The sequence below is a fragment of the Salinarchaeum sp. Harcht-Bsk1 genome (genome assembly GCF_000403645.1).
GTDB lineage: Archaea > Halobacteriota > Halobacteria > Halobacteriales > Salinarchaeaceae > Salinarchaeum.
Window position 1 is genome coordinate 1,096,863 of the sequence record NC_021313.1, and the last position, 24,729, is coordinate 1,121,591.

Genomic DNA, 24,729 nt, shown 5'->3' on the forward strand with positions numbered 1-24,729 from the left:
TTCGGTGAGAAGCGGACGGATGCAGGGAGCAGGATTTGAACCTGCGAACCCCTACGGGACAGCGCCCTGAACGCTGCGCCGTTGACCTGACTTGGCTATCCCTGCGCGCATCCGTCCGTTGATCGCAGGCCTTCAAACCCCTTTCGGTGCGGCGATCTGTCGGGACGTTCCCGGCGATGGCAGCGACACCGCCGGCCGTTCGGCCGGCGCGAGCGCTCCCGGTGGCAGCGGCTTCAGGCGAGCCGCGTGCGAGCCGCGTGTGGTGGGTTCGAAGGGTCATCTGTGCTGTGTCGGTTGTGTGGTCGTTCGATGCGGTCCGTTAGAGCTGGACGGCTTCCTCGAGCTCGTCGGCGCGGTCGCCGAGCGAGCCGATGGCCTCCGTCACGAGCGTCTCGACGTCCAGCGACCCGTCGGTCTCGACGTGGAACACGAACGCCTCGGGGACGTCGTGCACTTCGAGCTCCTTGCCGGGGTACCGGTTCGTGAGGTCGTTGTCGAACGCGTCGGTCGCGACGAGGTCGCCCTCCTCGGCGTCGTCGTCGGCAGCGTGCTCGGGTGCACGCTCCTCGATGACGCCGCGCAGGACGTGGGGTTCGTCGTCCTCGTACTCGCCGCGGTCGCCGAGCACCTCGACGTACTGGAGGTGTCGGTAGCCGACGGAGACGCCGCCCTGGTGCTTCGCGTGCTCGCGCCCGCGATCGAGGACCGCGTCGGCCTCGAGTTCGAGGCGCTGGTCCTCCTTGAGGTCGATGATGGGCACGTTGTCCTCGGCGGGCTGGACCAGCTCGTCGCTGGAGACGATGTCGCCGGAGTAGGCCGTGTCGGGCCCCTCGACGTCCAGGGACAGCGTGACGCCCTCGCCGATCTCGAAGTCGTCGACCGGCGTCGTCAGCGGCACGAGTCCGAGGCGGTGGCCGATCTGCTCGTCGAACATCACCGACTCGTTCTCGATCATCCGCACGGTCTCGATCGCCATCGTCGGCACGTCGGCGATCATCGCGCGGCGGATGCCGTTGGCGAAGGCGGGGCTGATGCCCCGGACGAGGACGCGCGCGGCGCGTTCCTCGCGTTCGATGTACTCGACCTCGTAGTCCTGTGTCATCGTGTTAGAAGCCGCTCTTGCCCTTCGGGGGTCGCGATCCGTCGTGTGGGATCGGGGTGACGTCCTCGATGCGGCCGATCTCGAGGCCGGCACGGGCGAGCGCGCGGATCGTCGCCTGTGCGCCCGGACCGGGGCTCTTCTGGAGGTTACCGCCGGGGCCGCGGACGCGAACGTGGACGCCCTCGAAGCCGGCCTCCTGGACCTCCTCGCCGATCTCCTCGGCCATCTGCATGGCCGCGTACGGCGACGCCTCGTCGCGGTTCTGCTTGACGACGGCCCCACCGGAGGACTTCGCGATCGTCTCCGCGCCGGTGAGGTCGGTCACCGTCAGGATCGTGTTGTTGAACGATGCGTGCACGTGGGCGATGCCCCACTTGTCGTCGTTGTCTGCCATGTTACTGGTCCTCCGCTCGTTCGGGGTGGAGCTCGTCCGCGAGGGGGCTGGACTCGTCGAACTCGATGTCCGCCGCCTCGTCGACCTCCACGGTGTAGGACGGTCGCTGGACGCGCTGGCCGTCGATCGTCACGTGGCCGTGGACGATGAACTGTCGCGCCTGCTGAGGCGTATTCGCCAGCCCCTTGCGGTAGGCGACGGTCTGGAGGCGACGCTCGAGTACGTCGGTGATCTCCAGGGACAGGACGTCGTCCAGCGCCTCGGACTCGTCGAGGACGCCGTAGCGCTTGAGGCGGGCGAGGAACTCAGCGCCCTCCTGGGTCGCTGCGTCGGCGTCGCCGCCAGCGCGACCGAGCAGTTCGCGGGCCTCCCGGCGGAGGTCGCGTAGCTCGGACTGGGCGCGCCAGAGTTCTTCCTTGTTGGCGAGGCCGTAGCGCTCGACGAGGTTGTGCTCGCCGGCGATGCGCTCGCCCTGCCAGGGGTGGTTCGGCGTCTCGTACTGCTTGGTGGAACTACCAAGCGGCATTTAGAGACCACCCTCGTCGTCTTCTTCCTCGGCCTCTTCGGCGGCCTCCGCCGCCATGTCCTCCTTGATCTCCTCGACGTTGACGCCGATCGTCCCCTCGGTACGGCCGGTGGACTTGGTGCGCTGTCCGCGGACCTTGTGGCCGCCGCGATGGCGGACGCCCTTGTAGGAGTCGATCTTCTTCATGCGGTTGATGTCGTGCTGTCGAGTCATCGAGAGGTCGTTCCCGGTCTCGTGGGTGGCCTCGCCCGTGTAGTAGTCGCTGGGGCGGTTGACCATCCACTCGGGAATCTCGTCCTCGATGGACTCGACGAGTTCGACGACCGATTCGATGACGTCGTCGTCGAGAGCACCGAAGGTGGCGCGGCGGTCGACGCCGGCCTCCTCGGCGATGATGCGAGCCGTTCGACGGCCGATGCCGTTCATCTCCGTGAGGGACCGCTCGACGGACTTCGTCCCATCGAGGTCCGTCTGCCCGATGCGGACGAAGTATCGAAGGTCCTCGTCTTCGTCGTCTGGTGTGTCTTCTGCGCTCATGTGTTGGGTGAAGCGGTTGGACGCATCGCGCGTCTCGCTTCGGTGTGTTGACCGCGAACCGCGAGGCGAGCGTCGCACCGTGGGCGGTTCCCGCTGGGTGCGGCGTGCGTCGCGGCGAGGCCTGCCGACCGCGCCCCGGCGATCCGGGGGACTGCGGGCGGCGAGTCACTGAGCGTCGTGGCGGGGATTTGAACCCCGGAGGCTTGCGCCACAGAGTTAGCAACCCTGCGCCTTGGGCCAGGCTAGGCTACCACGACCTGCCTCTCTGTCACTCGCGCCCTCGCGGACTCGGGGACCGGCTCCCCTGCAGGTGTGTCGCGGTGTTGGCTTCCCGGTTTGGCTACTTAAGCGCACCGAAGCCGAGCGGCCGGCTGGATCGCACGTCCGTCCCACGTTCTGGCACCAAGGTCCTTCTCACCTTCTGGCACCCACCAGTGGCCTCTTTTCCGACGGGACCCAATGTGACATCGCACACAGATGCACACGCCCACCTCCGACGCCCGATCGGCCGGGGGCATCCAGGCCCGCCTGCTCGGCCCGACCGGGGGTCGTGCCCTCCCGCTCGCAGTCGTCTTCGGCGCCGCGGTATCGATGCTCGCCTGGACGCTCCTTCCAGAGGCGTTCGCCGCGATGGCCCTCCTCGGCCCGCTCGTCGCGGGGTACCTCCACAACGCCGGACCGCGCGCCGGTGCCACGGCCGGCGTCGCGACGCTCGCGCTGGCGGCGCCGCTGCAGTTCGCCCTCGCCAGCGTCTCCGCGCTCCCGAGCCCGTACCCGCTCTCGGTCCCGACCGATCCGGCCGGCGCCGAGCTGGCACTGTTTCTCGCGATCACCGCCGGACTCGTCGCGCTGTTAGTCGCTCTCGGCGGTGCGCTCGGCGCGCTCGGCGCAGAACTCGGGGTCAGCGGCGTCGACCGGGAGGAGTAGGTCGGTCCTCAGTCGTCGAGGTACGCCTCGTTGACGACCCACTCGGCATCGACTCCGCTGCCCGTAGCGTCGGTTCCGCTGCTCGCAGCGTTGGCCTCGCTACTCTCACCGTCGGCCCCGCTGCCCGCAGCCTCGACCCCACTACCCTCTCCGTCGTCGCCTTCGGCGTCGGCTTTCACCAGGTACTCGCCGTAGTAGGGCACCCGATTGGCGACGGTCTCGCGGAACGTCGCCCTGATCTCGTCCTTCGTCTCGCCCATCGAGCGCAGGTCGTCGTTCCGGTTGAGACAGCCCTTGAGCTTCCCGTCGTGGGTGAGCCGGACGCGGTGGCAGTTCGCACAGAAGGATTCGTTCGCGACGGGATCGACGATCTCGACCATCCCCTCGCCGGGCACGGCGTCGGCCCCGCCTCGGCTCGCGGCACCGCCGCCGTCCGCGGCGACCTCGGCGACCGGCTCTCCGGCTGCAGCCTCGGAAACCTCGGCGGCGGTCGCACCCTCGCGGAGGAAGTACCGGCGGCGGCCGTGCATCTCGCGGCGTTCGACCCGATGGGCCTGCTCGGCGAGCCAGTCGTGCACCCGCTCGATGTCGATCGCCCACTCCGGGTTGCCGGCGATCTCCGGCATGTACTCGATGAGCTGGAGCTGGAGGCCGTCGTTCGCCGCGACGTGTTCGACCATCGCCGGCACGTGGCCCGCGGTCGCCTCGAAGACGACCATGTTCAGTTTGACCGGCGCCAGTCCGGCGTCGAGGGCCGCCTCGACGCCCTCGATCACGCGATCGTACGCACCGGAGTTCGTCACCGCGGCGAAGGCGTCGGGATCGATCGCGTCCTGGGAGACGTTCACCCGCCCGACGCCGGCGGCGGCGAGGGCGGCGGCCCGATCGGGGAGCATCGTCCCGTTCGTCGTCAGCGAGACAGCCATCGAGTCCGGGGTCCGGCGGACGATCTCCTCGAGATCCGCCCGGAGGAGCGGCTCGCCGCCGGTGAACTTCACCGCTTCGACGTCGAACTCCGCCGCGACCTCCAGAAAGCGTACGACTTCGTCGGTGCCCAGTTCCTCGTCGGTGGGCTCCATCGGTCCCCGGACGTCGCCGAGACCCTCGTTGTGGCAGTAGACGCAGTCGAAGTTGCACCGGTCGGTCAGCGAGACGCGAACGCCGCTGACCTCGCGACCGAACTCGTCTTCGAGCATCCGATTGCTGGTAGTTCAGCGACCGCGCGGTTAAGATTGTGGTTAGTATGCACAGAAACGCAACCGCTGGCAGTTACGTCGCTCGGGAATTCGTCCGGAGCGGCACCCGCCGGTCGAGTCGCTTCGCCGGGGAAGCGGCAGCTACCGTCGGCGTTTAGACGTCGTACTTGTACGTTGCCTCGTCGGGGTCGATCCCAAAGTCCTCGGCCGTCTCCTCTGGCTCGCTATCGCCGTCGCCGTCGTCGCCCCTGGGAGCGGCGTCCTTGAACCGCCGGCGGAGCCGATCGGGCACCACGAACTCGTCGACGTCGACGACGAGCGCGACGGTGTCCTCGCCCTCCTCCGCGACGACCGTGTCCATGCGATCGGCCATCGGATCTGGGAGCGAACTGCTCTCGACCGGCTCGAAGCCGAACTGGGTCGCGTACTCCGCTGCGGGGGTAAAGAGGAAGACGGTCTCGAACCCCTCGTCGCGAGCGTGCTCGATCAGCCGCTCCATCACGTGGGCGCCGACGCCCTGGCCGCGCCACTCGGGGAGGACGCCGACGCTCGTCAGTTCGCAGAACTCCCCACCGTCGGACCTCCGGTCCGACGAGGATCGCGATCCACCGGATCGCTCACCGCCCTCGGTCTTGTGGATTCGGATCCGACCGAAGCCCGCCTTCCCGCCGCCGGACTCGTCGATGGCGACGACGTAGTCCCGCGAGCGGAAGGCCGCGTCGTCCAGGCCGAACTCCTCGATGTGATCCAGCAGCCACACCTCCTCCCTGTTTTTCGCGTCCCGGACGTACATGCGGAATGGTAGCACTCCGGCGCGTATGAATATTTGGTGGGCGCGGGAGCCGATGGCGCGGCGGGACGGTGCGAGGTAATCAGGTCGCTGGGCGGCCGGAGTCCGCCAGTCGGCACTGTCGAAGGCGGCGTACGGACCCCGGATGCACCAGCGCTTATGGCCATCATCCCCGTTGTGAACGTATGGCACTCCGGAGCACACCCGAAGACGCCTTCGACGGCGTCCCGAACTACGACTACGAGCCTCGGTACGTGTCCATCGACGCCCCGGAATCGCCCGAGATGGCCTACGTGGATACGGATCCCGCAGGCGATGCCGCGGAGACGTTCCTCTGTCTGCACGGCGAGCCCACCTGGGGATTCCTCTACCGGACGATGCTCCCCACGCTGGCCGAGCGCGGCCGCGTCGTCGTGCCGGACTTCATCGGCTTCGGGCGCTCGGACAAGTATACCGAGCGCGAAGCATACACCTACCGCCTGCACTACGACGCGCTGGAGCAGTTCGTCGCGGCCCTGGACCTGCAGGACGTCACGCTCGTCTGCCAGGACTGGGGCGGCATCCTCGGCCTCCCGGTCGCCGTCAACAACGAGGAGCGCTTCGCACGGCTCGTGCCGATGAACACCGGCTGTCCCACTGGCGCGGACGAGATGGCCGAGGAGTGGTACGAGTTCCGGGACTTCGTCGAGTCCGTCGACGAACTCCCGATCGGGATGCTGATCGCCAATGCAACGGTGTCCGACCTGGACGAGGAGGTCCTGGCCGCCTACGAGGCACCGTTCCCCGACGAGGAGCTGAAGGCCGGTGCCCGGGAGTGGCCGGACATGGTTCCCCGTGCCGACGGCGGAGACGGTGCCGAGATCACTGCCCCGGCCCGGGAGAAACTGGGCGAGTGGGAGAAGCCCGCATTCGTGCTGTTCGGCGACTCCGATCCGATCACTGGCCCCGCCCGTGACCCGCTCCGGGAACTGATTCCGACGGCCAGCGAGGAGCCGGACGTCTGGATCGAGGACGCGGCGCACTTCCTCCAGGAAGACGCCGGCGAGGAGATTGCCGAGGAGATCGTCGCGTTCGTGGATCGGACGCCTCGCTGAACACCGGTCGGGCTGCTGGGAAAGTGAAGTGGGGTGGCTCCGTCAGGCCAGTCAGTCCCGCCGAGTACCGTGGCCGGGGTAGTCCCGCTCGAACCGCTCGGCCAATTCGTCGCCGTCGATCCGAATCAGCGTCGGGCGTCCGTGCGGACAGGCGTAGGGGTTCTCACACGCGTCCAGCGCCTCGAGCAGCGCCGTCACCGAGCCTTCCGTCAGCGAGGTGTTCCCCTTCACTGCCGGCGCGCAGGCCAGATCCCCGAGCAGTTCGTCCGCCATCGCCTCCACGGTCCCCTCGCCGTCGCCGCCGGAGAGGAGCGCGCCGAACACGTCGCGAATCGCGTCCGGATCGAGCGTCTCTCCGAGGACGGTCGGCACGCTCCGGACAGTGAGGGTGCGGTCCTCGCGGTCGGCGTGGAAGCCGAGCCGCTTGAGGGCGGGCGCGTAGGTGTCGTAGGTCTCGGCCTCCGTCGGCGTCAACGAGAGTTCGACCGGCGTCGCGAGGGCCTGTGCCGTTCCCGAATCGACCGCGTCGCGCAGCCGCTCGTAGTGAATCCGCTCGTCGGCGGCGTGCTGGTCGATCAGGACGAGACCGTCTGGCGCGGCGGCGACGACGTAGGTCTCGGCGTGCTGGCCGAGGACGCGCAGTGGCGGCAGCGAGTCGAATTCGGTGCTCGACGCCGAGACGGACTCGCCATCGAGGGTCTGCTGGTCGGTCGCGGTGACGCTGGAGTCGATCGGCGACCCAAGTCGGGCGGTCCAGTCCCCGGCCTCTGGCGTCGCCGAGTGGCTGGGATCGCCGAGCGGTGCGGATCCGGACCCGCTCCCCGACGCTGGATCCGACGACTCGGCGGTATCGGAGCGGTCGACGGCATCGGTGCGGTCCGCGGCATGGGTGCGGTCCGCGGCATCTGACCGCTCGGGGTCGGTCGCACCCGTCGATCGCGGGGCGGAGCGACTGCCGTCGGACTCGGCCCCCTCGGCAGTCGTCGACCCTTCTTCGGCCGAGGGCGTGGTCGGAGCGTCGGTCGACCCCGTCGACGGCGGTGCGGATCCGGCCGCGGCTGCAGCCGAATCGTCGGCGTCGGAGTCCGTTGCGTCGGACTCCGCAGGGTCGGGGTCGGCAGCGTCAGAATCGGCAGCGTCGGACTGATCGCCGTCGCCCGGATCGACCCTCGCCTCCGCGGGCTTGGAGACGCCGCGTGGAGCCGACGCGCGGATGATCCCGTCCTCCAGCAGCGCGTCGCGAACGGCGTCGATCACCGCGTCCTCCACGGCGCCCGCATCGTCGAAGCGCACGGCCTGTTTCCGCGGATGGACGTTCACGTCGACCCGCTCGGGTGGCACCTCGACGAACAGGACGGCGAAGGGGTACCGCTCGGCGGAGAGCTGCCCGCTATAGGCCTCGACGATCGCACCCCGGACCGTGTCGCTCGCCACGGCCCGGTCGTTCACGTACGTCGCGAGGTACTCCCGGCTCGCTCGAGTCGTCTCGGGGTCGCTCACGTGGCCGACGATCCGGTCGACGGCGTCGGTGTCCGGGTCGGCGTCGACCTCGATCATCGACTCCGCCACTTCGCGGCCGTAGACCGCCATGATCGCCGCGACGCGGTCGCCGTCGCCGGTGGTCGCGAACACCTCGCGGCCGTCGTGGGAGAACGAGATCGCGACGTCCGGATTGGCGAGCGCGTAGCGGCCGACGACCCGCGAGACGTGCCGGAACTCGGTGGCGGGCTCGGAGAGGTACTTCCGCCGAGCGGGCGTGTTGTGGAAGAGGTCGGTGACGGCGACGGTGGTGCCGCCGGGGTGGGCAGCATGCTCGACGGTCTCGACGTCGCCGCCGCGGTAGACGAGGCGGGTACCGGAGTCGGATTCCGTAGCGGCGTCGGCCTCACGGCGATCGGGATTGGATTTCGCGGTGATCTCGAGGTCGGCGACGGCGCCGATCGTGTGGAGCGCCTCGCCGCGGAAGCCCAGCGTTTCGACGGCGTGGAGCTCGCCCGCATCGGACAGCTTGCTCGTCGTGTGCTCGCGGACGGCGGCGCGGCAATCTGCCTCGGTCATACCGACGCCGTCGTCCCGGACCTCGACGAGATCGAGGCCGCCCTCCTCGACGGCGATTTCGATGCGTGTGGCGCCAGCGTCGAGGGCGTTTTCGACCAGTTCCTTGGCGACGGACGCCGGGCGCTCGACGACCTCTCCGGCCGCGATCTTCGCGATGGTGTCGTCGTCGAGTGGCCGGATCTCGGTGTCGGCGGGCGAGTCCGGCTCGTCGGCGTCCTGGCGAGTTTGCGAGCCAGGGCTCGACGAGCTTTGCTCGTCGGCGTCCTCGGTCACGTCACGTGCCTGGCTCCCAGGGACCAAAACTCCCGCGGGAGGGAATGGTGCTGAGTAGACGAATTGGATCGCTGGCAAATGTAAGGTTTTAATCGCCAGAATTGACTGATTATTCGTCAGCTTACTAACTCATTCCCGCATTTGTCATTCTCCGGTGAAAATCCCGCAAAGGGGCCCCACCCAGGGAACCAGTTTCTTAACTGGGAAGCGACTAGAAAAAGTCCATCGACAGTTTCCGGATCGAAGCCATTGAACGCAGCGATCCAGACAATGTAAACGAATACCAGGCTTGACCGCTGCTATTTGGGCGCTCTCATCAGCCTTGTTCATTCCCAAATCCCAACCATCCCGTCGTTGGTATCTCTGTCTCCCTGCAAACAGAGGTCCGAAGATATCGCCGAAAGAAGACTCGGCGCGAATTGGACAGAGAGCTGGAAGCGGAGTGTTACGAGGTGCTGTCGGACGTGGGGGGTACGTTGCGAAATCGTTGGGTAGGGTGAGTTCGACGCGCCGATTCACTCGAGATGCACTCGAGTACCGCTCTTTGTACGAATGCCTAATTCTCGGCCGACTCGCCACCACCGGATCTTTTCGTGATATGAATTTGCGGGTTTTGAGCGCGGTAGACGGCACCATCGCCAGCCAATTCCTGGACCCGAGGACTCTCGAGATCATCTGCAGGGACCTTCGTGGCCACGTTGGTTCGTTCAAGGAAATCGATGTATTCCTGGGTGCCTGGTTCGGGGCGGCTTTCAGCACTCGCGGTTCTAATATAAGGAGCCGCTTTTACGAACACGTCGTATTCATTCATCACCCAGAGGCCCGAATACTGACCGATTTCTTGCCGGACGGTGAAGTTGCAGTGATGGGACCCTTCGTGACTTTTGAACTGGTATTTGGCAAAGTGTACAGATTCGCACGGAGCGTCACTCGTCCCGTAGGACCAATTGTAGGTGACGGAACTACTGGAACCGGACTCACCGTTGTCGAGGAGGGCGGCAAAAGCCTGGACCGTGGGGATAGCGACTGCTGCAAAGGTACTCGTCCCAGAAAGTGCTGCGGTCGCGGCGGTCCAAGCTGCCGAGCCGTAGTTGAGATCGTCCCCGTTGTTGGGCGATGGAGCAGCACCTACTTCCTTCGAATTAGGACTCACAAAGATTGAAGCCACATCCTCATTGTCGTTAGATATCTTGAGTTCTTGGTGAGACATGGAAGAGGTAGGTTCGTATTCCCCCTCAGAATAGGTCTCTTGTAGCGTATAGCCAGCACCGAACGACCGGAAAAAGTGGTGCCATTTACCCGTTATTTCTAAAAATTTAGATCCTAAATAAACAAGTCCGGACTGGATTTCCGTCAGGCGGGTGAGAGGGTTCGTGTTGGATGATTCGTAATAGTCAGAGTTCGAACGTTCCCACTCATAGTCCTCCAGGCTGTCCTGCTGGCTCTGATCTGGGAGCTGACACGACGTTGCTGCGCTCGCTGTGCCAAGGACGCCAGCAAGCGTCATCGAAGCACCGGCTGCACCCGCACTCCGGAGGATATTCCGCCGGTTGTATTTGCTACCCCGTCGATGTTCTCTGTTTTCAGACATTGCAACCATCCACCATTGCCGATGGCATAATAAAACTACTGACTAATAAAAATAAATTATTAGAATATTCATTTAATATATTGTTCGGAAGGCGCTCCGTGTTGCCCTCGTGATTATAGTTATCATCTTTGTATCATTATTGGATTCATCGGGAAAGCACACGACTCGAAGACAGTGATACGAAAACGGCGTGTAGAAGAGCAGCCGGCTGAAGCTATCAAGTGCGGCCATTTCACACTAGGCAGCGGTTTTATCACTCTCCAATGATACTTGGGATTAGTGTGATGCATGGCCAGATATTTATCTGCGCGATCAGACCTTCGTACGTATGCCCCAACGCGTCCCCCGACGTTCCTTCCTCCAGTCGGCGTCAGTCGGAATCGCCGGCCTTGCCGGCTGTACGACGTTCGGGAGCCAGTCAGCGTCCCAGATGCCGGAGTTTGTCGGTTTGACCGCAATCAACCACCACGACGCGCCGCATACCGCACACGTCCGACTTGAGCTAGACGATGAAACCGTCTATCGAAAGTCCAAGCAGATCGCTGCTGGCGGATCGAGAGACTCGCGAGCAGCGGTGTTCTCCGACTATCCGACAGCAGCCGAACCCTACGTCCTGTCCGCGTGGCGGGACGACCACCCAGAAGCAGAAGCAATGACCCTCGACTTCGCATCGTTCGATACCGAGTGTCTCGGCGCGTCAGTCCAGATTGGGACGTTCGGAAGTGACGTCGAGAATCCTGAACTGGCCATCTACTATACCACCAACTGTCGCTTCTGAACGTAGCGCCAGCATCTGGACGGCGCTGACCAGTCGCTTCCCGACCGTCGCGACATCATAGAGTCCGCTCAGTACTCCTCGACGTCGACGACGCGTTTCGTCTCCTCTTCGTGAGGTCACCATCCCCTGAGACGACTGGCGCGTCACTACGAACGACCTGTGACGGCAGTCACTGGCGCTCGGACCTGCGGAAGACGTACATCGTGATCGCGTGGACCCTGCGATTGCGACGGCAGACGGCACGCAGAGGGACGAGCTATCGGCGAGGCTGACGAGAGGGATCGCCAGCAAACTGACCAAGAAAGCGAGGACACCGAAGTGTACCGTCCGCATACGGCACTGGAGCGGCCGGGGCCGCATCAGCTTTTCTGCGGCGACCGTTCACCGAATGAATCGGAGACCCAACGCGCCGCCCTTCGAACGGAGTTCGCCGGATTCGGAGGACTCGTGCCCGCCGGGAGGGAAAATGAGCCGGTCGTCTCGCCGTCACTCACCGTCGAGTGACTCCTGCCACTCCTGGACCTTCGCGAGCAGTTCGACGGGCGGTGTCTCGTTCACGTCGAGGTCGGCTAGCTCCTCGAGCACTGCCTTCGTCTCGGGATCGAGTTGCTCGCTTGCGTCATCGTCGCTCGATTCCGGTCCGGACTTCCGTGGACGCTGCGCGCCGACCCCGCCATCGGCACTCGCCGTCCGGAGCTCTCCACTCCCGACGTCGAAGACCACCTGCTGCGGCTCGCCGTCGCCGGAACTCCCGCCGCGGGCCTCGATCGCTTTCTCCTGTCGCAGCCGATCCAGCACGCCCTCCGAGCGATCGACGACCGGCTCGGGCACCCCGGCGAGATCCGCGACGTGGATCCCGTAGCTACGATCGGTCGGCCCCTCGCGAACGGTCCGCAAGAACGTTACTTCGCCGTCGGTCTCCTCGGCGGCGACGTGGACGTTCGCGACGCGATCGAGGTGGTCGGCGAGCGTCGTGAGCTCGTGGTAGTGCGTCGCGAACAGCGTCTTCGCGCCGACCTCGTTGTGGAGGTACTCCGTCGCCGCCCACGCGATGGAGATGCCGTCGTAGGTCGCGGTGCCGCGGCCGACCTCGTCCAGAATGACGAGGGACTCCTCCGTCGCGGAGTGGAGGATGTTCGCGAGCTCCTGCATCTCGACCATGAACGTCGAGCGGCCCTGGGCCAGCTCGTCGAGCGCGCCGACGCGGGTGTAGATGCTGTCGACGAGCCCGATCCGCGCGGCGTCGGCGGGCACGAAGCTCCCGACCTGCGCGAGCAGGACGATCAGCGCCGTCTGGCGCATGTACGTCGACTTCCCGCTCATGTTCGGCCCCGTCACGATCACGAACCTGCGGTCGTCGCCGAGTCGTGCGTCGTTGGGCACGAACGTCGTCGTGGTCTCGACGACCGGATGGCGCCCGCGCTCAATTTCGACCGGGCCGCCGGCGGGTCCGAGTTCGGGCCGGACCCAGCCCTGCTCGGCGGCGTGGGTGGCCAGCGACGCGAGCGCGTCCACCGTCGCGATCGCGCGGCCGGCGTCCTGCAGGAGCGCCGCCTGGCTAGCGACGGTCTCCCGAATTTCCTCGAACAGCTCGCGCTCGATCTCCGACCGTTCCTCCTCCAGTCGCAGGATCTCCCGCTCGCGTTCCTCCAGCTCCTCGGTGACGAACCGCTCGTGGTTCTTCAGCGACTTGATCTGGCGGAAGTGGTCGGGCACCTGGTCGGCCTCGGAGTTTCCGACCTGCACGTAGTAGCCGTCGGTGGCGTTGCGATCGACGGAGACGTGGGTGATCCCCAGTTCCGAGGAGACGCGATCGTCCAGGCCTTCGATCCACTCCAGCGCGGCCTCGTGGCGCTCCACGATCGCGTCGAGTTCGTCGTCGTAGCCGCGGGCGATCAGACCGCCCTCCGAAAGCGACGCAGGCGGTTCCTCCGCAAGCGCCGCGTCGAGTTCGGCGCGGAGTTCGGCGGCCGCGCGGCGGTCCGGGCGCTGGAGGATCTCGGGAAGGGGCGACTCGGCGAGCGTCGCGTCGTCCTCGATCACCGCCTCCGCGGCGGGGAGGACGTCGAGGGCGTCCCTGACCCGCAACAGGTCCCCCGCATCGGCGCTGCCGTGGGTCGCCTTGCTCGCGAGCCTGGCGAGGTCGGCGGCTTCGGATAGCTCCTCCCGGAGCCGCTCCCGCGCCAGGGCGGAGGATCCGAGAGCGTCGACCGAATCGAGCCGCGTTGCGATCGTCTCGCGATCCCGCCGCGGCCGGGCGAGCCACTCGCCGAGCCGTCGTCTGCCCGGGCTCGTCACGGTCTCGTCGATGGTCGCGAGCAGGGAACCGTCTCGATCGCCCTGCATCGTCTCGGTCAGTTCGAGGTTGCGCTGGGTCGTTGCGTCGAGGGCGACGTGCTCGCGGTCGCGGTAGCGCTGGAGCCGGGTGAAGGAAGCGAGTACCCCAGCGCCGGTCGTCTCGACGTAATCGAGCGTCGCGCCGGCGGCCTGCACGGCGGGCGCGGCCGCTTCGAGGCCGACGCTCTCGACCGCTCCTTCGCCGAACTGCTCGCGGAGGCGGTGGGCGGCCGCACCGGGTGCGAACGCCTCGGCCTCGTGGAGGGTGAGCGTGGCGTCCAGATCGCCCCGGAGCGTCGCGATGGCGTCGTCGTCCTCGCGGAGGTCGGGCCCGGGTAGCACCTCGACGGGGTCGAACCGGGCGAGTTCGGCGAGCAGGTCGCCGAGGGTGCCGCCGACGCCAGTCACGTAGAACCGCCCCGTGGTCACGTCCGCAAGCGCCACGCCGTAGCGGTCGGTCTCCGCGACCACGGTCGCGAGGTATCGTGCGTCGGCGTCCGTCGTCGAGAGGAGCGTGCCTGGCGAGACGACCCGGGTCAGTTCGCGGGAGTGATCGCCGCCCTCGTCGCGCTGATCGGCGACGGCGACGCGGTAGCCACGTTCGACGAGCGCCTGGAGGTACGGCGATAGCTCCGAGAGCGGCACGCCCGCCATCGCGTAGGACTCGCCGCCGGAGGACTTCGAGGTCTGCTTGAGGTCCAGTTCGCGACAGACCAGCTCCGCGTCCTCGCCGAAGAACTCGTAGAAGTCGCCGACCTGCATGGCGAGCACGTCCGCTCCCGACTCCCGTTTCAGGGCGGCGAACTCGCCGACGATCCCCTCCGCTGCGTCCATGCCCGTGGGAAAACGACTCGGCGGCAAAACGATGTGGGTTCCGGGGCGGAAGTGATCCCGACCGTGGGCGAGACCACAGTCCGGGAAGGACGGGCTGAAACTGCAGGCGTGGACGGGCTGAAACTGCAGGCGGGGCGGGCGGGAACTGCGGCCGGGGGCTGAACGGCGGGCTACGTCTCCACGAGGAAGGTGACGAGTTTCCGCTCGGCGGCGCGGACGTGCTGCTGGAACGTCGTCGGACTGATGTCGAGTTCCTCGGCGATCTCCTCGCCCGTCTTCCGCCGTGGGCGCTCGTAGTAGCCGGCCTCGAAGGCAGCGTGGAGCACCTCCCGCTGGCGATCGGTGAGCCGATCGAGCACCGACGCCTGGAGTTCGCCCTCGCTGAGCAGCGGCGTCGGCCGGTCGCGTGCGCGCTTGGCGACCAGTTCGACGGCGTGATCCCGCTCGAACGCCGTTACGATCTCTCCTGGATCGTGCCGGGGCATGATCTCTGCGACGATCGTGCCACCGTCGGGCGTCCCTTCGACGGTCGTGGGGACCGCGCCACGCTCTGCGAGGTAGCGCGCGGGGCAGCCCTCGCCGACGACGAACTCGACCAGACAACGGCCCTCGCCGTCGGCGAGTACGTTGGCGCTGTGGCAGGCGTCGCAATCGGCGGTGTCGAGGACGCCCGCTGTCGGCGCATCGTGCACACTGAAGTACTCCGCCTGGAGGCCGTCGCCACGAGGAAGCTGCTTTTCGAGGACCATCCGACAGTCTTCCTCGCGAGCGATGCTGACGAACGGGTAGGCAGGGGCAGTGACGGCGAACTCGACCTCGACAACGCGGCCGTCGTGTGACTCGGTGCCCCGGGACATATCCATTGATACCAAATGAATAGCCTAAACTGTTCGTGTGCCAGTCGTCAGACGAGGTCGGAGACCGGGCCGACGGCCCCGCCCTCTGCCGATTCAGGGCGTGATAGTCCCGGACTGGTGGACCTCGACTGCGCCCGACGAATCCAGCAGGATGTCGTACCCCGCAAAGACGAACGTGAGCCTGCCGATCGCGCCCTCGCTCGCGAAGACGGCGTCGAGTGCGTCGGGGTCAACGGAGTTCGCGAGCGTTGGGAGATCGTCTATCGTCTCGTCCGCGACGTCGGTGACGATCTGGGAGATGACGACTGACGCCGAGTCGGTCTGCTCGACGGTCGTCGTCGCGATAGGCGTGCCATCAGCAGCCTGGAGGGACATACTGGCGCGTTGTCACGGAACGGGTGTATAATTGATGGCTGTGTGTGGCGGTGGTGCCCGAACGCGCCACGGAAGTGCACCGCTGACGAACGAGTCAGGTGGCAGCACCGGGCGACCGCGGTGCGGATAGCCAGCGAGATCGGTCCCCGTGTAGTCGGTGGTTACCGGCCGAACGGACCGCGAGACGCCTCCAGTCCACCGAAGCGTCGCACGACTCCGATGCGTCGCGCGACACCGACGCCTCTCACGACACTGACGACGGGCTTACGTGCGGGCGCTTCGTCGCGGGGACTGTGTCGGTCGCACTCTCCCTCCTCGGCGGCGTCGCATTCGGGCTCGCGATGGCCGCGCCGCCGGGGCCGATGAACGCCGTCATCGCCGAAGAGAGCGTCCGCCGCGGGTGGACAGCGGGCTTTCGGGCCGGACTCGGCGCAATGACCGGCGACGCAATCTTCTGCGTCCTCGCGTTCGTGGGCGTCGTCGAGGTGGTCCAGCACGCGCCGAGGCTTCGGGCCGCGATGGTCGGCGTCGGGGGCGCCCTGATGCTCGTCTTCGCAGTCGACGCCGCCACGGGCGTCAAAAGCGCGGCGGGAATGGAGGCGCCCGGAACGACGACGAAGGACGTCGAGGGGACGGAAGCAGCCGACGAAACCGTCGCCAGCGGTGCGCTCGACCGGACCACCGGGTTCCGGAAGGCGCTCGTCCTCGCGCTCACCAATCCCTACCAGATCGTCTTCTGGCTGACCGTCGGCGTGGGGCTGCTCCGTGCCGGCACCCTCGACCTGGTCACCCAGGCGCCGTGGCTCGGCGAACTGCTCGGCACGCTCGGACTCGGCGAGTCGCTCGTGATCGAGACCGGGAGCCTCGCGTTGCTGGTCGGCTTCTTCGGCGGCATCGGGCTCTGGATCACCGGCTATCCTGCGACGCTCGTGGCCGTCGACCGGCGGAGCGAGCGGGCCGGCCCCGTCGTCGCGGGCATCTCGGCGCTCGTGCTCGGCGGGTTCGGAATCCTCTTCCTGATCGACGGCGTGACCGGACTGGTCTGACGATCCGACGGGCCCACCGACGGTCCCCGCGAGCGACACTGATCGAAGGCCGCGCAGACTTCATCGACCGAAGACCGTTCGAGCTAGGACTATCGAAGGCCGCCCGGGCTGCAACGATCGAAGGCCGTCCGAGCTACGATTATCGAAGGCCCCTCGGGCTGCAACGACCGGAGTCGACCGGGCCTCAGCGATCGAAGTCGACCGGGCCCTCCGCGGACCGGGGGTCGACGTTCGAGAGTTCCTCGGTCAGCCACTCTCGGAGCCACCGCACTCGCTTGAGGCGCCGGTGGACGACGCTCTCGGCGGCGTCGCTGCGGATGCGTTCCTCGGCCTCGTGGCCGCGCTCCAGCACCCGTTCGACCATCTCCGCGGCGTCCATGTGGGTCCGGGCCTCGTAGCCCATCCGGAGCATCATCAACACGGCGCCGTTGGCCCCGACCTTGTCGAGCAGGTCGGCCTCGATGAGGCACTGGGTCTCCAGGGAGAGGTCCTCGAGTGGTCCCTGGTAGGAGTGGTCCTCGATCGACCGGCAGACCTCGTCCAGGAACGACTCGGGGTAATCGCAGTGCGTCTCGAGGTACTGTCGGGCTACCCGGGCACCCTCCTCGGCGTGGACGTCCTGTTCGGCGTCGAGTTTCGCGACGTCGTGAAACAGCGCGGCGACCCGGGTCACGTCGACGTCGGCGCCCTCCTTCCGCGCGATCTCGGCGGCGAGATCGACGACGTTCCGGATGTGGTTGTAGCGGTACTCCGCGGAGTGCCAGGGGTACCACCGCATCCGGCCGCCCTCCTCCTCGCGCTCGACGCTGGCGGCGAGATACTCGAAGACGAACTCCTCCATGGCCGCGAACTCCTCTTCGGAGACGCGGCGCTCCTTGATTTCAACCCCCACCGAACCACCTCGACGAAAGCGTGTACTCGTTCATGTTAGGCGAATACAGGACCGTTCGACTCTTTAGGCTTACGTACCGGCCACCAGCGGGCGTCGATTCGGCCAGCGATCGGTGCTCAGCGGCCCGAGAGTCCACGATTGGCCACTCCGGGAGTCGCCCCCCTTTCGTCGCGGCGGCACCTCGTTTCGTGGACAGCCCGGGTGCGCGTCTTCCCCGACCGGCTCACGTGCGTTTTTCCGCTCCCAGCCCGTAGGACCCTGCATGAAAGGCGAGGGAGTGACGACGCTCGAGACGGTCGGCGAGTTCGAGGGCGGTGCAAGCTGGATCGCCTATCCCGACGAGCAGATGCAGCGGGCGAGCCACGTGCTCGTCGAGGACGAGGAGCTGTGGCTCGTCGATCCCGTCGACGCCGACGACCTCGATCAGTGGCTCGCCGAGCTGGGGACCGTCGCCGGGATCGTGCTCCTCCTCGATCGGCACAAGCGCGACGCCGCCGAAATCGCGCGCCGCCACGACGTCGCCGTCCACCTTCCGGAACAGCTCGCAGCCGAGGGTGCGACGCTCGACGCCCCGTTCGAGACGTTCGAGGGACGGCTCGCGGACACCGGCTATCGCACGATCGAGGTCCTCGATCGGTTCTTCTGGCACGAGGTCGCCCTCTTCGATCCCGACAGCGCCACGCTCGTCGTCCCCGAAGCACTCGGCACGGCCGAGTACTTCTGCACCGCCAGCGAGCGCCTGGGCGTCCACCCCGCACTCCGGATGTTCCCGCCACGGGGAGCGCTGGGGAGCATCGACCCCGACCGGATCCTCGTCGGCCACGGTGCGCCCGTCCTCGAGGACGCGAGCGAGGCCCTCGGGACCGCCCTCTCGAACTCCCGGAGCGGCGCGCCCGGCCTCTACGCCAGGACCGTCCGCGCGGCGCTCCCGGTCTGAGCATGGTCGAGACCTGCTACGTCACCGGTGGGCTGCTCGACGCGCTGCTGGCTATCGCCGGCGACCGCGAACCGGACGCCGTCTCGACGCTGCTCGTCGTCTCGCGGGCTGGCGAGCTCGACGAACTGCCCGCGAGCGAGGACGACGACCTCGATCCGGAGACGCCGGTGTTCACCGACCTCTACTTCCCTTCCGCCGGTCGCTCCGTCGACGCGGTGTTCGGCATGGACGTCTCCGTGCCCCACGGGCAGGCCCAGGGCCGCTTCGTCTCCCACCCGCTCGGCGAACTGTCGGTCTCGAACACCGACGACCTCCACGAAGTCGTGCTCGTCGCCGTGCCGCCCTGGACGCGCGAAGACGTCGCCGCCTTCGACCGGAGCGGCCGGCGATTGGAGCTCCGGATTGTAGCCGCCGCACCACCAGAGCAGCCGTTCGAGGGGTGAGAGAATCGTAGTCGGCGTGAGAAAGGGACATTTTGCGCGCACTGCCGCAGCAGGTGGAAGCCCCCTCCCGCTCGACCTGCCGCGACTCGCTGCGCGCTTCGCTCGGCCTTCGGCCTCGCTGCAGTGCTTGCTTCGTCGGGGCAGGGTCGAGCGTTCGGCCCCTTCCAGTCCCACCCTGTCCATCGGAGATACGCGAAACCCCGGTGGACTACGTCGGCGCGTGCTCGCGGAGGCCGTGAGCCCCGAAGCGGGCGAGCGGCCGGTGCGGACTCATCGCGCGAGGGATGAGCACCGAGCGCAGCGAGGCGCGCAATCGGTTGGGGAGGACGTGGACTGTTTGGGCGGACTACGAAAGGGGCCGATCGCTCGGCGTTCGTCACGACGTAAGCACCGCAGGGAAGGAAGCGAAGCGACTGACTGAGGAGCGCAGCGAGTGAGGTGCGTCGAGCGTTCGGGGGCTTTCGGTGGCCACTGGAACGGATAAGCCCGCCTTGCTCACGAACACGTATTTCCGTAGTCCTACTCCTGCAGGTACCCCAGGTCCTGCAACTGCTCGGCGATCTCCTGGAACTCGGCCTCCGTCAGCTCGCCGCGGCGCTCGTGCTGGATCACGATCGAGCGCAGCAGGAAGCGCACGAGGTCGCTCGTCGAGGAGAAGCTCGTCCCCTCGATCGTCTCGTCGACGCGCTCGGCGAGGTCGGCAGGGATCGAGACGGTGGTGTACTCGGTCACGACCGAGTGTCGGACGGGACGGTACAAATCGGTTGTGCGACCGAACAGGAGCGGAGCGCTCGAAGCGCCGACGCTGCTCCTCCCGATACAGCGCGCCGATCAGTCTTCGTCGTCGAACCGACGCTCCACGCGCTCGATCCGGCGGCGCTGATCGCGGTGCAGCGCGACGATCATGTCCGAGAGGAACCCGAACATGATCAACTGGATCCCCACGAGAATGCCAGCGGCCGCGACGACCGCGAGCACCTCGTGGGGGACCCTGTTGACGAACCAGTCGTAGCCGACGTATGACGCGATCGCAAGACCGGTCAGCAACGCGACGGTGCCGAAGCTCCCGAAGTAAAAGAGGGGATTGTTCGTCTTCGCGAGGCGATAGAGCGTGACGATGATCGTCCCGCCGTCCTTGATCGGGTGGAGGTTGGTCTCCGAACCGGCGGGTCGCGTCTCGTAGGTGATCGGTACCTCCATCGAGTCGATGCCGTGGCGGACGCACTCGACGCACATCTCCGTCTCGATGCCGAAGCCCTCCGCCGAGAGGTTCATCCGGTCGAGGGAGTCCACCGTCATCGCGCGATAGCCCGAGAGGATGTCGTAGTGCTCGCGCTGGTGGATCGTGCGGTAGGCCCAGTTGATTAGTTTGTTCCCGACCTGGTTGAGTCGCGGCATCGCGCCGGACTGGATGTCCGCGAACCGGTTGCCGACGACGTGCTCGGCCTCGCCCGACCGGAGCGGCTCCAGCAGGGCCTCGGCGTCCTTCGGGAGGTAGGTGCCGTCGCCGTCGAGCACGAGGACGTACTCGGTATCGATCTGGGCGAACCCCTGCATCATCGCGTCGCCCTTCCCGGTGCCGGACTGCTCGATCACGCGAGCGCCCGCCTCGCGGGCGATCTCCTGGGTGTCGTCGGACGAACCGCCGTCGATCACGAGGACGTGTTCGTAGCCGCGCTCGACGAATCCCTCGACCACGTCGCCGATCGTGGCTGCCTCGTCGAGCGTCGGGATCATCACCGTGACGTCCTCGGTCATCGGACGGGACTGCACGGCGGGCCCGTAAATGGGTTACTACTGTTAGCGCTCCTGCACGGACGCCGACGGAACAGCACACCCCGACGACCAGCCTGCGCCCCCAGCGCTCCGGCTACCAGCGGAAGGAAACGGGTTTGTGCGGTCGTGGTCAATTTCGCTCCATGAACGTACGGGCCATCGCCGACCTGCCGCCCGACGAGCGGGCGGCCCTCTTCGAGCGCGACGCCGGGATCGGGGATGCACGGGCCGACGCCCGGGAGATCGTCGAGCGCGTTCGAGACGAGGGCGACGTCGCGTTGCGCGAGTACGCCGAGGACCTCGACGGCGTCGCCGTCGGCAACCTCGACGTCACCGACGAGGCCGAGCGCGCCTGGGAGCGTCTCGACGGCGACCTCCGGACCGCGATCGAGGACGCCATCGAGAACGTCCGGGCCTTCCACGAACGCCAGGTGCCCGAGGACTGGACCGAGGAGTTCGAAGGCCGCGAACTCGGCCGCCGGTTCCGGCCGATCGAGCGCGCCGGCGTCTACGTCCCCGGCGGCACCGCCGCCTACCCCTCCAGCGCGATCATGGGCGTGATCCCGGCGGCCGTCGCGGGCGTCGAGCAGATCGCCGTCGCGACGCCGCCCGCCGAGGAGTTCTCCGACGCCACGCTCGGCGCGATCCACGCCGCCAGAGCCGATCGGGTCTACGCCGCCGGCGGCGCCCAGGCCATCGGCGCGCTCGCCTACGGCACCGAGACCGTCGATCGCGTCCAGAAGATCGTCGGGCCGGGCAACCGGTGGGTCAGCGCCGCGAAGGCGGAGGTCCGTGGTGACGTCGAGATCGACTTCGTCGCCGGGCCGAGCGAAGTGCTCGTGCTCGCCGACGAGACGGCGGACCCGACGCTCGTCGCCGCAGAACTCGTCGCACAGGCCGAGCATTCCCCGAACGCCGCGGTCGTGGCAGTCACCGACGACGAGGCCCTCGCAGAGGCTGTCGCGGAAAGTGTCGAGTCACAGGCGGCCGAGCGCGACCGCACCGAGACGATCCAGGCGGCGCTGGATAACGACGCCAGCGGCATCCTCCTCGCCCGATCGCAGTCCGAGGCCGTCGCGGTCGCCGAGGAGTTCGCCGCCGAGCACCTCGCGATCTACGCCGACGAGCCAGCGGAACTGGCCGACCGCGTCCCCTCCGCCGGCAGCGTCTTCCTCGGCGAGTACACCCCCGTCGCCGCGGGCGACTACGCCTCCGGGACGAACCACGTCCTTCCGACGAACGGCCTGGCGCGGGTGACCGGCGGACTCTCCGTCGACACCTTCCTCCGCGCTTCCACCGTCCAGCGCCTCGACCGCGACGCCCTCGCCGACCTCCGGGGTACGATCGAGACGCTCGCGGAGGCGGAGGGCCTCGACGCTCACGCCGAGAGCGTCCGGAAGCGCTTCGAGGAGTAGGGCTGCGTTGCGACGACGAGTCTGTGGACGGTCCAGAGCGAGAAACCGGGAGAATGAAACCGTCCCGCGGTGACGGGTCGAGCGTGTCGAGGAGTCGGATCGACCCGCACGTGAAAGTGCTCGACGAATCGCTCGTCGAGCGAGCGACGCGTCGGGGCCTCGACGTCGTGGTCTACGCGCCGCACTTCACCCGACTCCCCGAAATCGAGCGGCGGGCCCGCGAACTCTCGACGGAGGACCTCCTCGTCGTCCCCGCCCGGGAGGTGTTCACCGGTACCTACCGGAATCGCAAGCACGTGCTCGCGCTTGGCCTCCAGGAACCGGTGCCCGACTTCATCTCCCTCGATGCCGCGATGGCCGAGTTCGAGCGCCAGGACGCGACCGTCCTCGCGCCCCATCCCGAGTACCTCACCGTCGGCCTCACGAACGCGGACGTCCGGACCTACGTCGAGCAGATCGACGCCATCGAGGTGTACAACCCGAAGTACCTCCCCGGCGACGCCGGGCGGTCGCGATCGCTCGCGGGCGAGTTCGACCTCCCCGCTTTCGGCTCCTCCTACGCCCACCTCGGCTGGACCATCGGCGACGTCTGGACCGAGACGAACCGGACGGTCGACGACGCGGACGCAGTCGCCAGCGCGTTCGCCGCCGACGGCAACCGCGTCTCGCGGCGCTCGGGGGTGGGCCCGCGACTTCGTTCGATCAGCGAGATCGGACACCTCGCCTGGGAGAACACCTGGAAGAAGATCGACCGCATCGGCTTTCCCGGCATGGAGGCGACCCACCCCAACGACGACGCGTACGGCGGTCGTTTCGACGAGGCGTACGTGTACTGAGCACTCGGCGACAATTGAGCGTCCGGAGACGACTGAGCGCCACGGCGACGACTGAACGCCACGGCGACGACTGAACGCCCCGGCGACTACTCCGCAGCCGACTCCGCGACGTCCCCCTCCTCCTCGAGGATCCGCTCCTCGGCTTCGTCGCGATCCTCGGGGTAGCCGATGTCCATCCGCCAGCCGTCGAGTTCGACGGCGTCGATGGTGCGACCGGACTGGAGCAGCAGGTCGATCGCCTCGGAGATCTCGTACTCGCCGCGGTTGGAGGGCTGGGTGAGGTGGGCGGCGTGGAAGATCGCCGGCGTGAACGTGTAGAAGCCGGTCATCACGAGGTTGCTCGGCGGGTCCTCGGGCTTCTCGACGACCTCGGTGATTTCGCCGTACTTGTTGGTGTCGCAGACGCCGTAACGGGAGGCGTCCTCCCAGGGCACCTCCTCGACGAGGAAGGCGGCGTCCGCGCGGTCCTCCATCTGCCGGCGAACCACGTCAGCGAGGTTCGCTCGGAAGATGTTGTCGCCGAGCATCATCATGAAGTCGTCGTCGACGTGCTCCTCGACGGTCAGCAGTGCGTGGGCGATGCCGAGGGGTTCGCGCTGGTGGGCGTAGGTGATCGGGACGCCCTGGAACTCGTCGCCGTAGTGCTCGATGATGTCCTGCTTGCGGTAGCCGACGACGACGAGGAGCTCCGACGCCCCGAGGTCGACGAGCTTCTCGAAGCAGTGGGTGAGGATGGGCTTGTCCGCGACCTCGACCATGCCCTTCGGCTTGTCCTCCGTCAACGGGCGGAGGCGCGTTCCCTCCCCCGCCGCGATGACGACCGCCTGCATGTCGCTGTCCATACGAAGTGGTGAGTCGACTTGGCTACAAGTACCTTGTTCCTCCAGGGTTCCTGGCGAGGTCCTCTCCGAAACCCGTGGCGTCGGTGCCGAACCGGAGCGCCCGCCGCCGTGACACGACCGGCGAAGCTAGATTTATTCCCCTGCCGATCGTAGTTCCACCCGGTGTATGCCAATGAGTGGCAAGAAAATCCTCCAGATCGCCGGTGACTTCGTCGAAGACTACGAGAACATGGTTCCCTTCCAGGCTCTGCAGATGGTCGGCCACGACGTCCACGCCGTCTGCCCGGAGAAGGAAGCGGGCGACACCGTAAAGACGGCCATCCACGACTTCCGGGGCGACCAGACCTACCTCGAAACGCGCGGCCACGACTTCGAGATCACGGCGTCCCTCGTCGAGATCGACCCCGCGGACTACGACGCCCTGGTCGTCCCGGGCGGGCGTGCGCCGGAGTACCTCCGGACCTACGACGAGGTGATCGAGACCGTCCAGCACTTCTTCGAGGAAGACAAGCCCGTCGCGACGCTCTGTCACGGGCCGCAGATCCTCGCCGCCGCTGGCGTCCTCGACGGCCGGGAGATCACCTCCTACCCGGCGGTCCGGCCCGAGTGTGAACGCGCCGGCTGCTCCTGGGTCGACGGGGTCGTCACCGACGGCAACCTCGTGACCGCACAGGCGTGGCCGGACCACCCCGAGTGGCTCGCGCAGTTCCTCGACGTGCTCGGTACCGACGTCGAACACGGAGAACCCCAGACCGCCGCCGCTGACGACGACTGAGCGCGGTCGGCAACCACTCCTTCCGTCGCCGAATCGAAATCCTCGTTTTTGCGGAGCGAACCTGCACCGGTACCCCCTCGACGATTCGATACCATCCG

The 24,729-nt window shown here is 67.2% G+C and carries 24 protein-coding genes and 2 tRNA genes; 9 read left to right on the top strand and 17 right to left on the bottom strand.

Features of this window, described 5'->3' with window-relative positions:
- Positions 1-20: 20 nt before the first annotated feature.
- The 6 genes from L593_RS05180 to L593_RS05205 all read right to left on the bottom strand — a co-directional run bounded on the left by L593_RS05180 (position 21) and on the right by L593_RS05205 (position 2,816).
- Positions 21-105, bottom strand: a tRNA-Leu gene (locus tag L593_RS05180).
- A gap of 214 nt (positions 106-319) precedes the next feature.
- Positions 320-1,102 carry a DNA-directed RNA polymerase subunit D gene (locus tag L593_RS05185; RefSeq protein ID WP_020445890.1) on the bottom strand — a complete coding sequence of 261 codons (783 nt, stop codon included), beginning with the start codon at positions 1,100-1,102 and terminating at the stop codon, positions 320-322.
- A gap of 4 nt (positions 1,103-1,106) precedes the next feature.
- Complete coding sequence (locus L593_RS05190; RefSeq protein WP_020445891.1) at positions 1,107-1,496, bottom strand: 30S ribosomal protein S11; 390 nt, start codon at positions 1,494-1,496, stop codon at positions 1,107-1,109.
- Between the two features lies 1 nt (position 1,497).
- On the bottom strand, positions 1,498-2,022 hold the full coding sequence (locus L593_RS05195) for a 30S ribosomal protein S4 (protein ID WP_020445892.1): 525 nt from the start codon (positions 2,020-2,022) through the stop codon (positions 1,498-1,500).
- A complete protein-coding gene (locus tag L593_RS05200) occupies positions 2,023-2,559 on the bottom strand; it encodes a 30S ribosomal protein S13 (protein ID WP_020445893.1) in 537 nt (178 codons plus the stop codon).
- Positions 2,560-2,732: 173 nt separating this feature from the next.
- Positions 2,733-2,816, bottom strand: a tRNA-Ser gene (locus tag L593_RS05205).
- Positions 2,817-3,036: 220 nt separating this feature from the next.
- Here L593_RS05205 and L593_RS05210 point away from each other — a divergent pair.
- A complete protein-coding gene (locus L593_RS05210) occupies positions 3,037-3,486 on the top strand; it encodes a hypothetical protein (RefSeq protein WP_020445894.1) in 450 nt (149 codons plus the stop codon).
- Positions 3,487-3,494: 8 nt separating this feature from the next.
- Here L593_RS05210 and moaA read toward each other — a convergent pair whose 3' ends face one another.
- Entirely contained in the window at positions 3,495-4,682 is a 1,188-nt protein-coding gene (gene moaA / locus L593_RS05215) for a GTP 3',8-cyclase MoaA (RefSeq protein ID WP_020445895.1), read from the bottom strand.
- A gap of 154 nt (positions 4,683-4,836) precedes the next feature.
- Positions 4,837-5,475 (bottom strand): GNAT family N-acetyltransferase, encoded by a 639-nt coding sequence (locus L593_RS05220; RefSeq protein ID WP_020445896.1) that lies wholly within the window; start codon positions 5,473-5,475, stop codon positions 4,837-4,839.
- A 182-nt stretch (positions 5,476-5,657) separates the two neighbouring features.
- Between L593_RS05220 and L593_RS05225 the strand changes: the two genes are divergently transcribed.
- On the top strand, positions 5,658-6,566 hold the full coding sequence (locus tag L593_RS05225) for a haloalkane dehalogenase (protein WP_020445897.1): 909 nt from the start codon (positions 5,658-5,660) through the stop codon (positions 6,564-6,566).
- Between the two features lie 51 nt (positions 6,567-6,617).
- On the opposite strand, the gene mutL is transcribed toward L593_RS05225, so the two are convergent.
- Together mutL and L593_RS15555 are read right to left on the bottom strand one after the other, a co-directional pair.
- Complete coding sequence (gene mutL / locus L593_RS05230; protein ID WP_020445898.1) at positions 6,618-8,897, bottom strand: DNA mismatch repair endonuclease MutL; 2,280 nt, start codon at positions 8,895-8,897, stop codon at positions 6,618-6,620.
- A 556-nt stretch (positions 8,898-9,453) separates the two neighbouring features.
- A complete protein-coding gene (locus L593_RS15555; RefSeq protein ID WP_144060703.1) occupies positions 9,454-10,488 on the bottom strand; it encodes a twin-arginine translocation signal domain-containing protein in 1,035 nt (344 codons plus the stop codon).
- Positions 10,489-10,816: 328 nt separating this feature from the next.
- Between L593_RS15555 and L593_RS05235 the strand changes: the two genes are divergently transcribed.
- The gene (locus L593_RS05235; RefSeq protein ID WP_049893872.1) at positions 10,817-11,266 is read left to right on the top strand and encodes a hypothetical protein; all 450 of its coding nucleotides are present in this window, start codon (positions 10,817-10,819) and stop codon (positions 11,264-11,266) included.
- A gap of 486 nt (positions 11,267-11,752) precedes the next feature.
- Here the strand turns inward: L593_RS05235 and mutS are convergent, their stop codons facing one another.
- The 3 genes from mutS to L593_RS05250 all read right to left on the bottom strand — a co-directional run bounded on the left by mutS (position 11,753) and on the right by L593_RS05250 (position 15,669).
- On the bottom strand, positions 11,753-14,437 hold the full coding sequence (gene mutS / locus L593_RS05240; RefSeq protein WP_020445900.1) for a DNA mismatch repair protein MutS: 2,685 nt from the start codon (positions 14,435-14,437) through the stop codon (positions 11,753-11,755).
- A 170-nt stretch (positions 14,438-14,607) separates the two neighbouring features.
- Positions 14,608-15,294: a bacterio-opsin activator domain-containing protein gene (locus L593_RS05245; RefSeq protein ID WP_020445901.1), complete on the bottom strand. Its 687-nt coding sequence runs from the start codon at positions 15,292-15,294 to the stop codon at positions 14,608-14,610.
- Between the two features lie 93 nt (positions 15,295-15,387).
- Positions 15,388-15,669 carry a HalOD1 output domain-containing protein gene (locus L593_RS05250; RefSeq protein ID WP_020445902.1) on the bottom strand — a complete coding sequence of 94 codons (282 nt, stop codon included), beginning with the start codon at positions 15,667-15,669 and terminating at the stop codon, positions 15,388-15,390.
- Between the two features lie 341 nt (positions 15,670-16,010).
- Here L593_RS05250 and L593_RS05255 point away from each other — a divergent pair, with 341 nt between their 5' ends.
- Positions 16,011-16,715 carry a LysE family translocator gene (locus L593_RS05255; protein WP_081638758.1) on the top strand — a complete coding sequence of 235 codons (705 nt, stop codon included), beginning with the start codon at positions 16,011-16,013 and terminating at the stop codon, positions 16,713-16,715.
- A gap of 184 nt (positions 16,716-16,899) precedes the next feature.
- On the opposite strand, the gene L593_RS05260 is transcribed toward L593_RS05255, so the two are convergent.
- Positions 16,900-17,607, bottom strand: coding sequence for an HD domain-containing protein (locus tag L593_RS05260; RefSeq protein WP_020445904.1), 708 nt, complete (start codon positions 17,605-17,607; stop codon positions 16,900-16,902).
- A 262-nt stretch (positions 17,608-17,869) separates the two neighbouring features.
- On the opposite strand from L593_RS05260, the gene L593_RS05265 reads away from it, so the two are divergent.
- A complete protein-coding gene (locus L593_RS05265) occupies positions 17,870-18,544 on the top strand; it encodes a hypothetical protein (protein WP_020445905.1) in 675 nt (224 codons plus the stop codon).
- A 2-nt stretch (positions 18,545-18,546) separates the two neighbouring features.
- Entirely contained in the window at positions 18,547-18,987 is a 441-nt protein-coding gene (locus tag L593_RS05270; RefSeq protein ID WP_020445906.1) for a hypothetical protein, read from the top strand.
- Between the two features lie 519 nt (positions 18,988-19,506).
- On the opposite strand, the gene L593_RS05275 is transcribed toward L593_RS05270, so the two are convergent.
- The gene (locus L593_RS05275) at positions 19,507-19,719 is read right to left on the bottom strand and encodes a ribbon-helix-helix domain-containing protein (protein WP_020445907.1); all 213 of its coding nucleotides are present in this window, start codon (positions 19,717-19,719) and stop codon (positions 19,507-19,509) included.
- Between the two features lie 99 nt (positions 19,720-19,818).
- Entirely contained in the window at positions 19,819-20,745 is a 927-nt protein-coding gene (aglJ, locus tag L593_RS05280; RefSeq protein WP_020445908.1) for an S-layer glycoprotein N-glycosyltransferase AglJ, read from the bottom strand.
- Positions 20,746-20,906: 161 nt separating this feature from the next.
- On the opposite strand from aglJ, the gene hisD reads away from it, so the two are divergent.
- Both hisD and L593_RS05290 read left to right on the top strand, forming a co-directional pair.
- Positions 20,907-22,178: a histidinol dehydrogenase gene (gene hisD / locus L593_RS05285; protein WP_020445909.1), complete on the top strand. Its 1,272-nt coding sequence runs from the start codon at positions 20,907-20,909 to the stop codon at positions 22,176-22,178.
- A 53-nt stretch (positions 22,179-22,231) separates the two neighbouring features.
- A complete protein-coding gene (locus tag L593_RS05290; protein WP_020445910.1) occupies positions 22,232-23,014 on the top strand; it encodes a PHP domain-containing protein in 783 nt (260 codons plus the stop codon).
- Between the two features lie 86 nt (positions 23,015-23,100).
- Here the strand turns inward: L593_RS05290 and aglF are convergent, their stop codons facing one another.
- Positions 23,101-23,844: a UTP--glucose-1-phosphate uridylyltransferase AglF gene (gene aglF, locus L593_RS05295; RefSeq protein WP_020445911.1), complete on the bottom strand. Its 744-nt coding sequence runs from the start codon at positions 23,842-23,844 to the stop codon at positions 23,101-23,103.
- A gap of 184 nt (positions 23,845-24,028) precedes the next feature.
- On the opposite strand from aglF, the gene L593_RS05300 reads away from it, so the two are divergent.
- A complete protein-coding gene (locus L593_RS05300) occupies positions 24,029-24,631 on the top strand; it encodes a DJ-1/PfpI family protein (RefSeq protein WP_020445912.1) in 603 nt (200 codons plus the stop codon).
- Positions 24,632-24,729 lie beyond the last annotated feature (98 nt).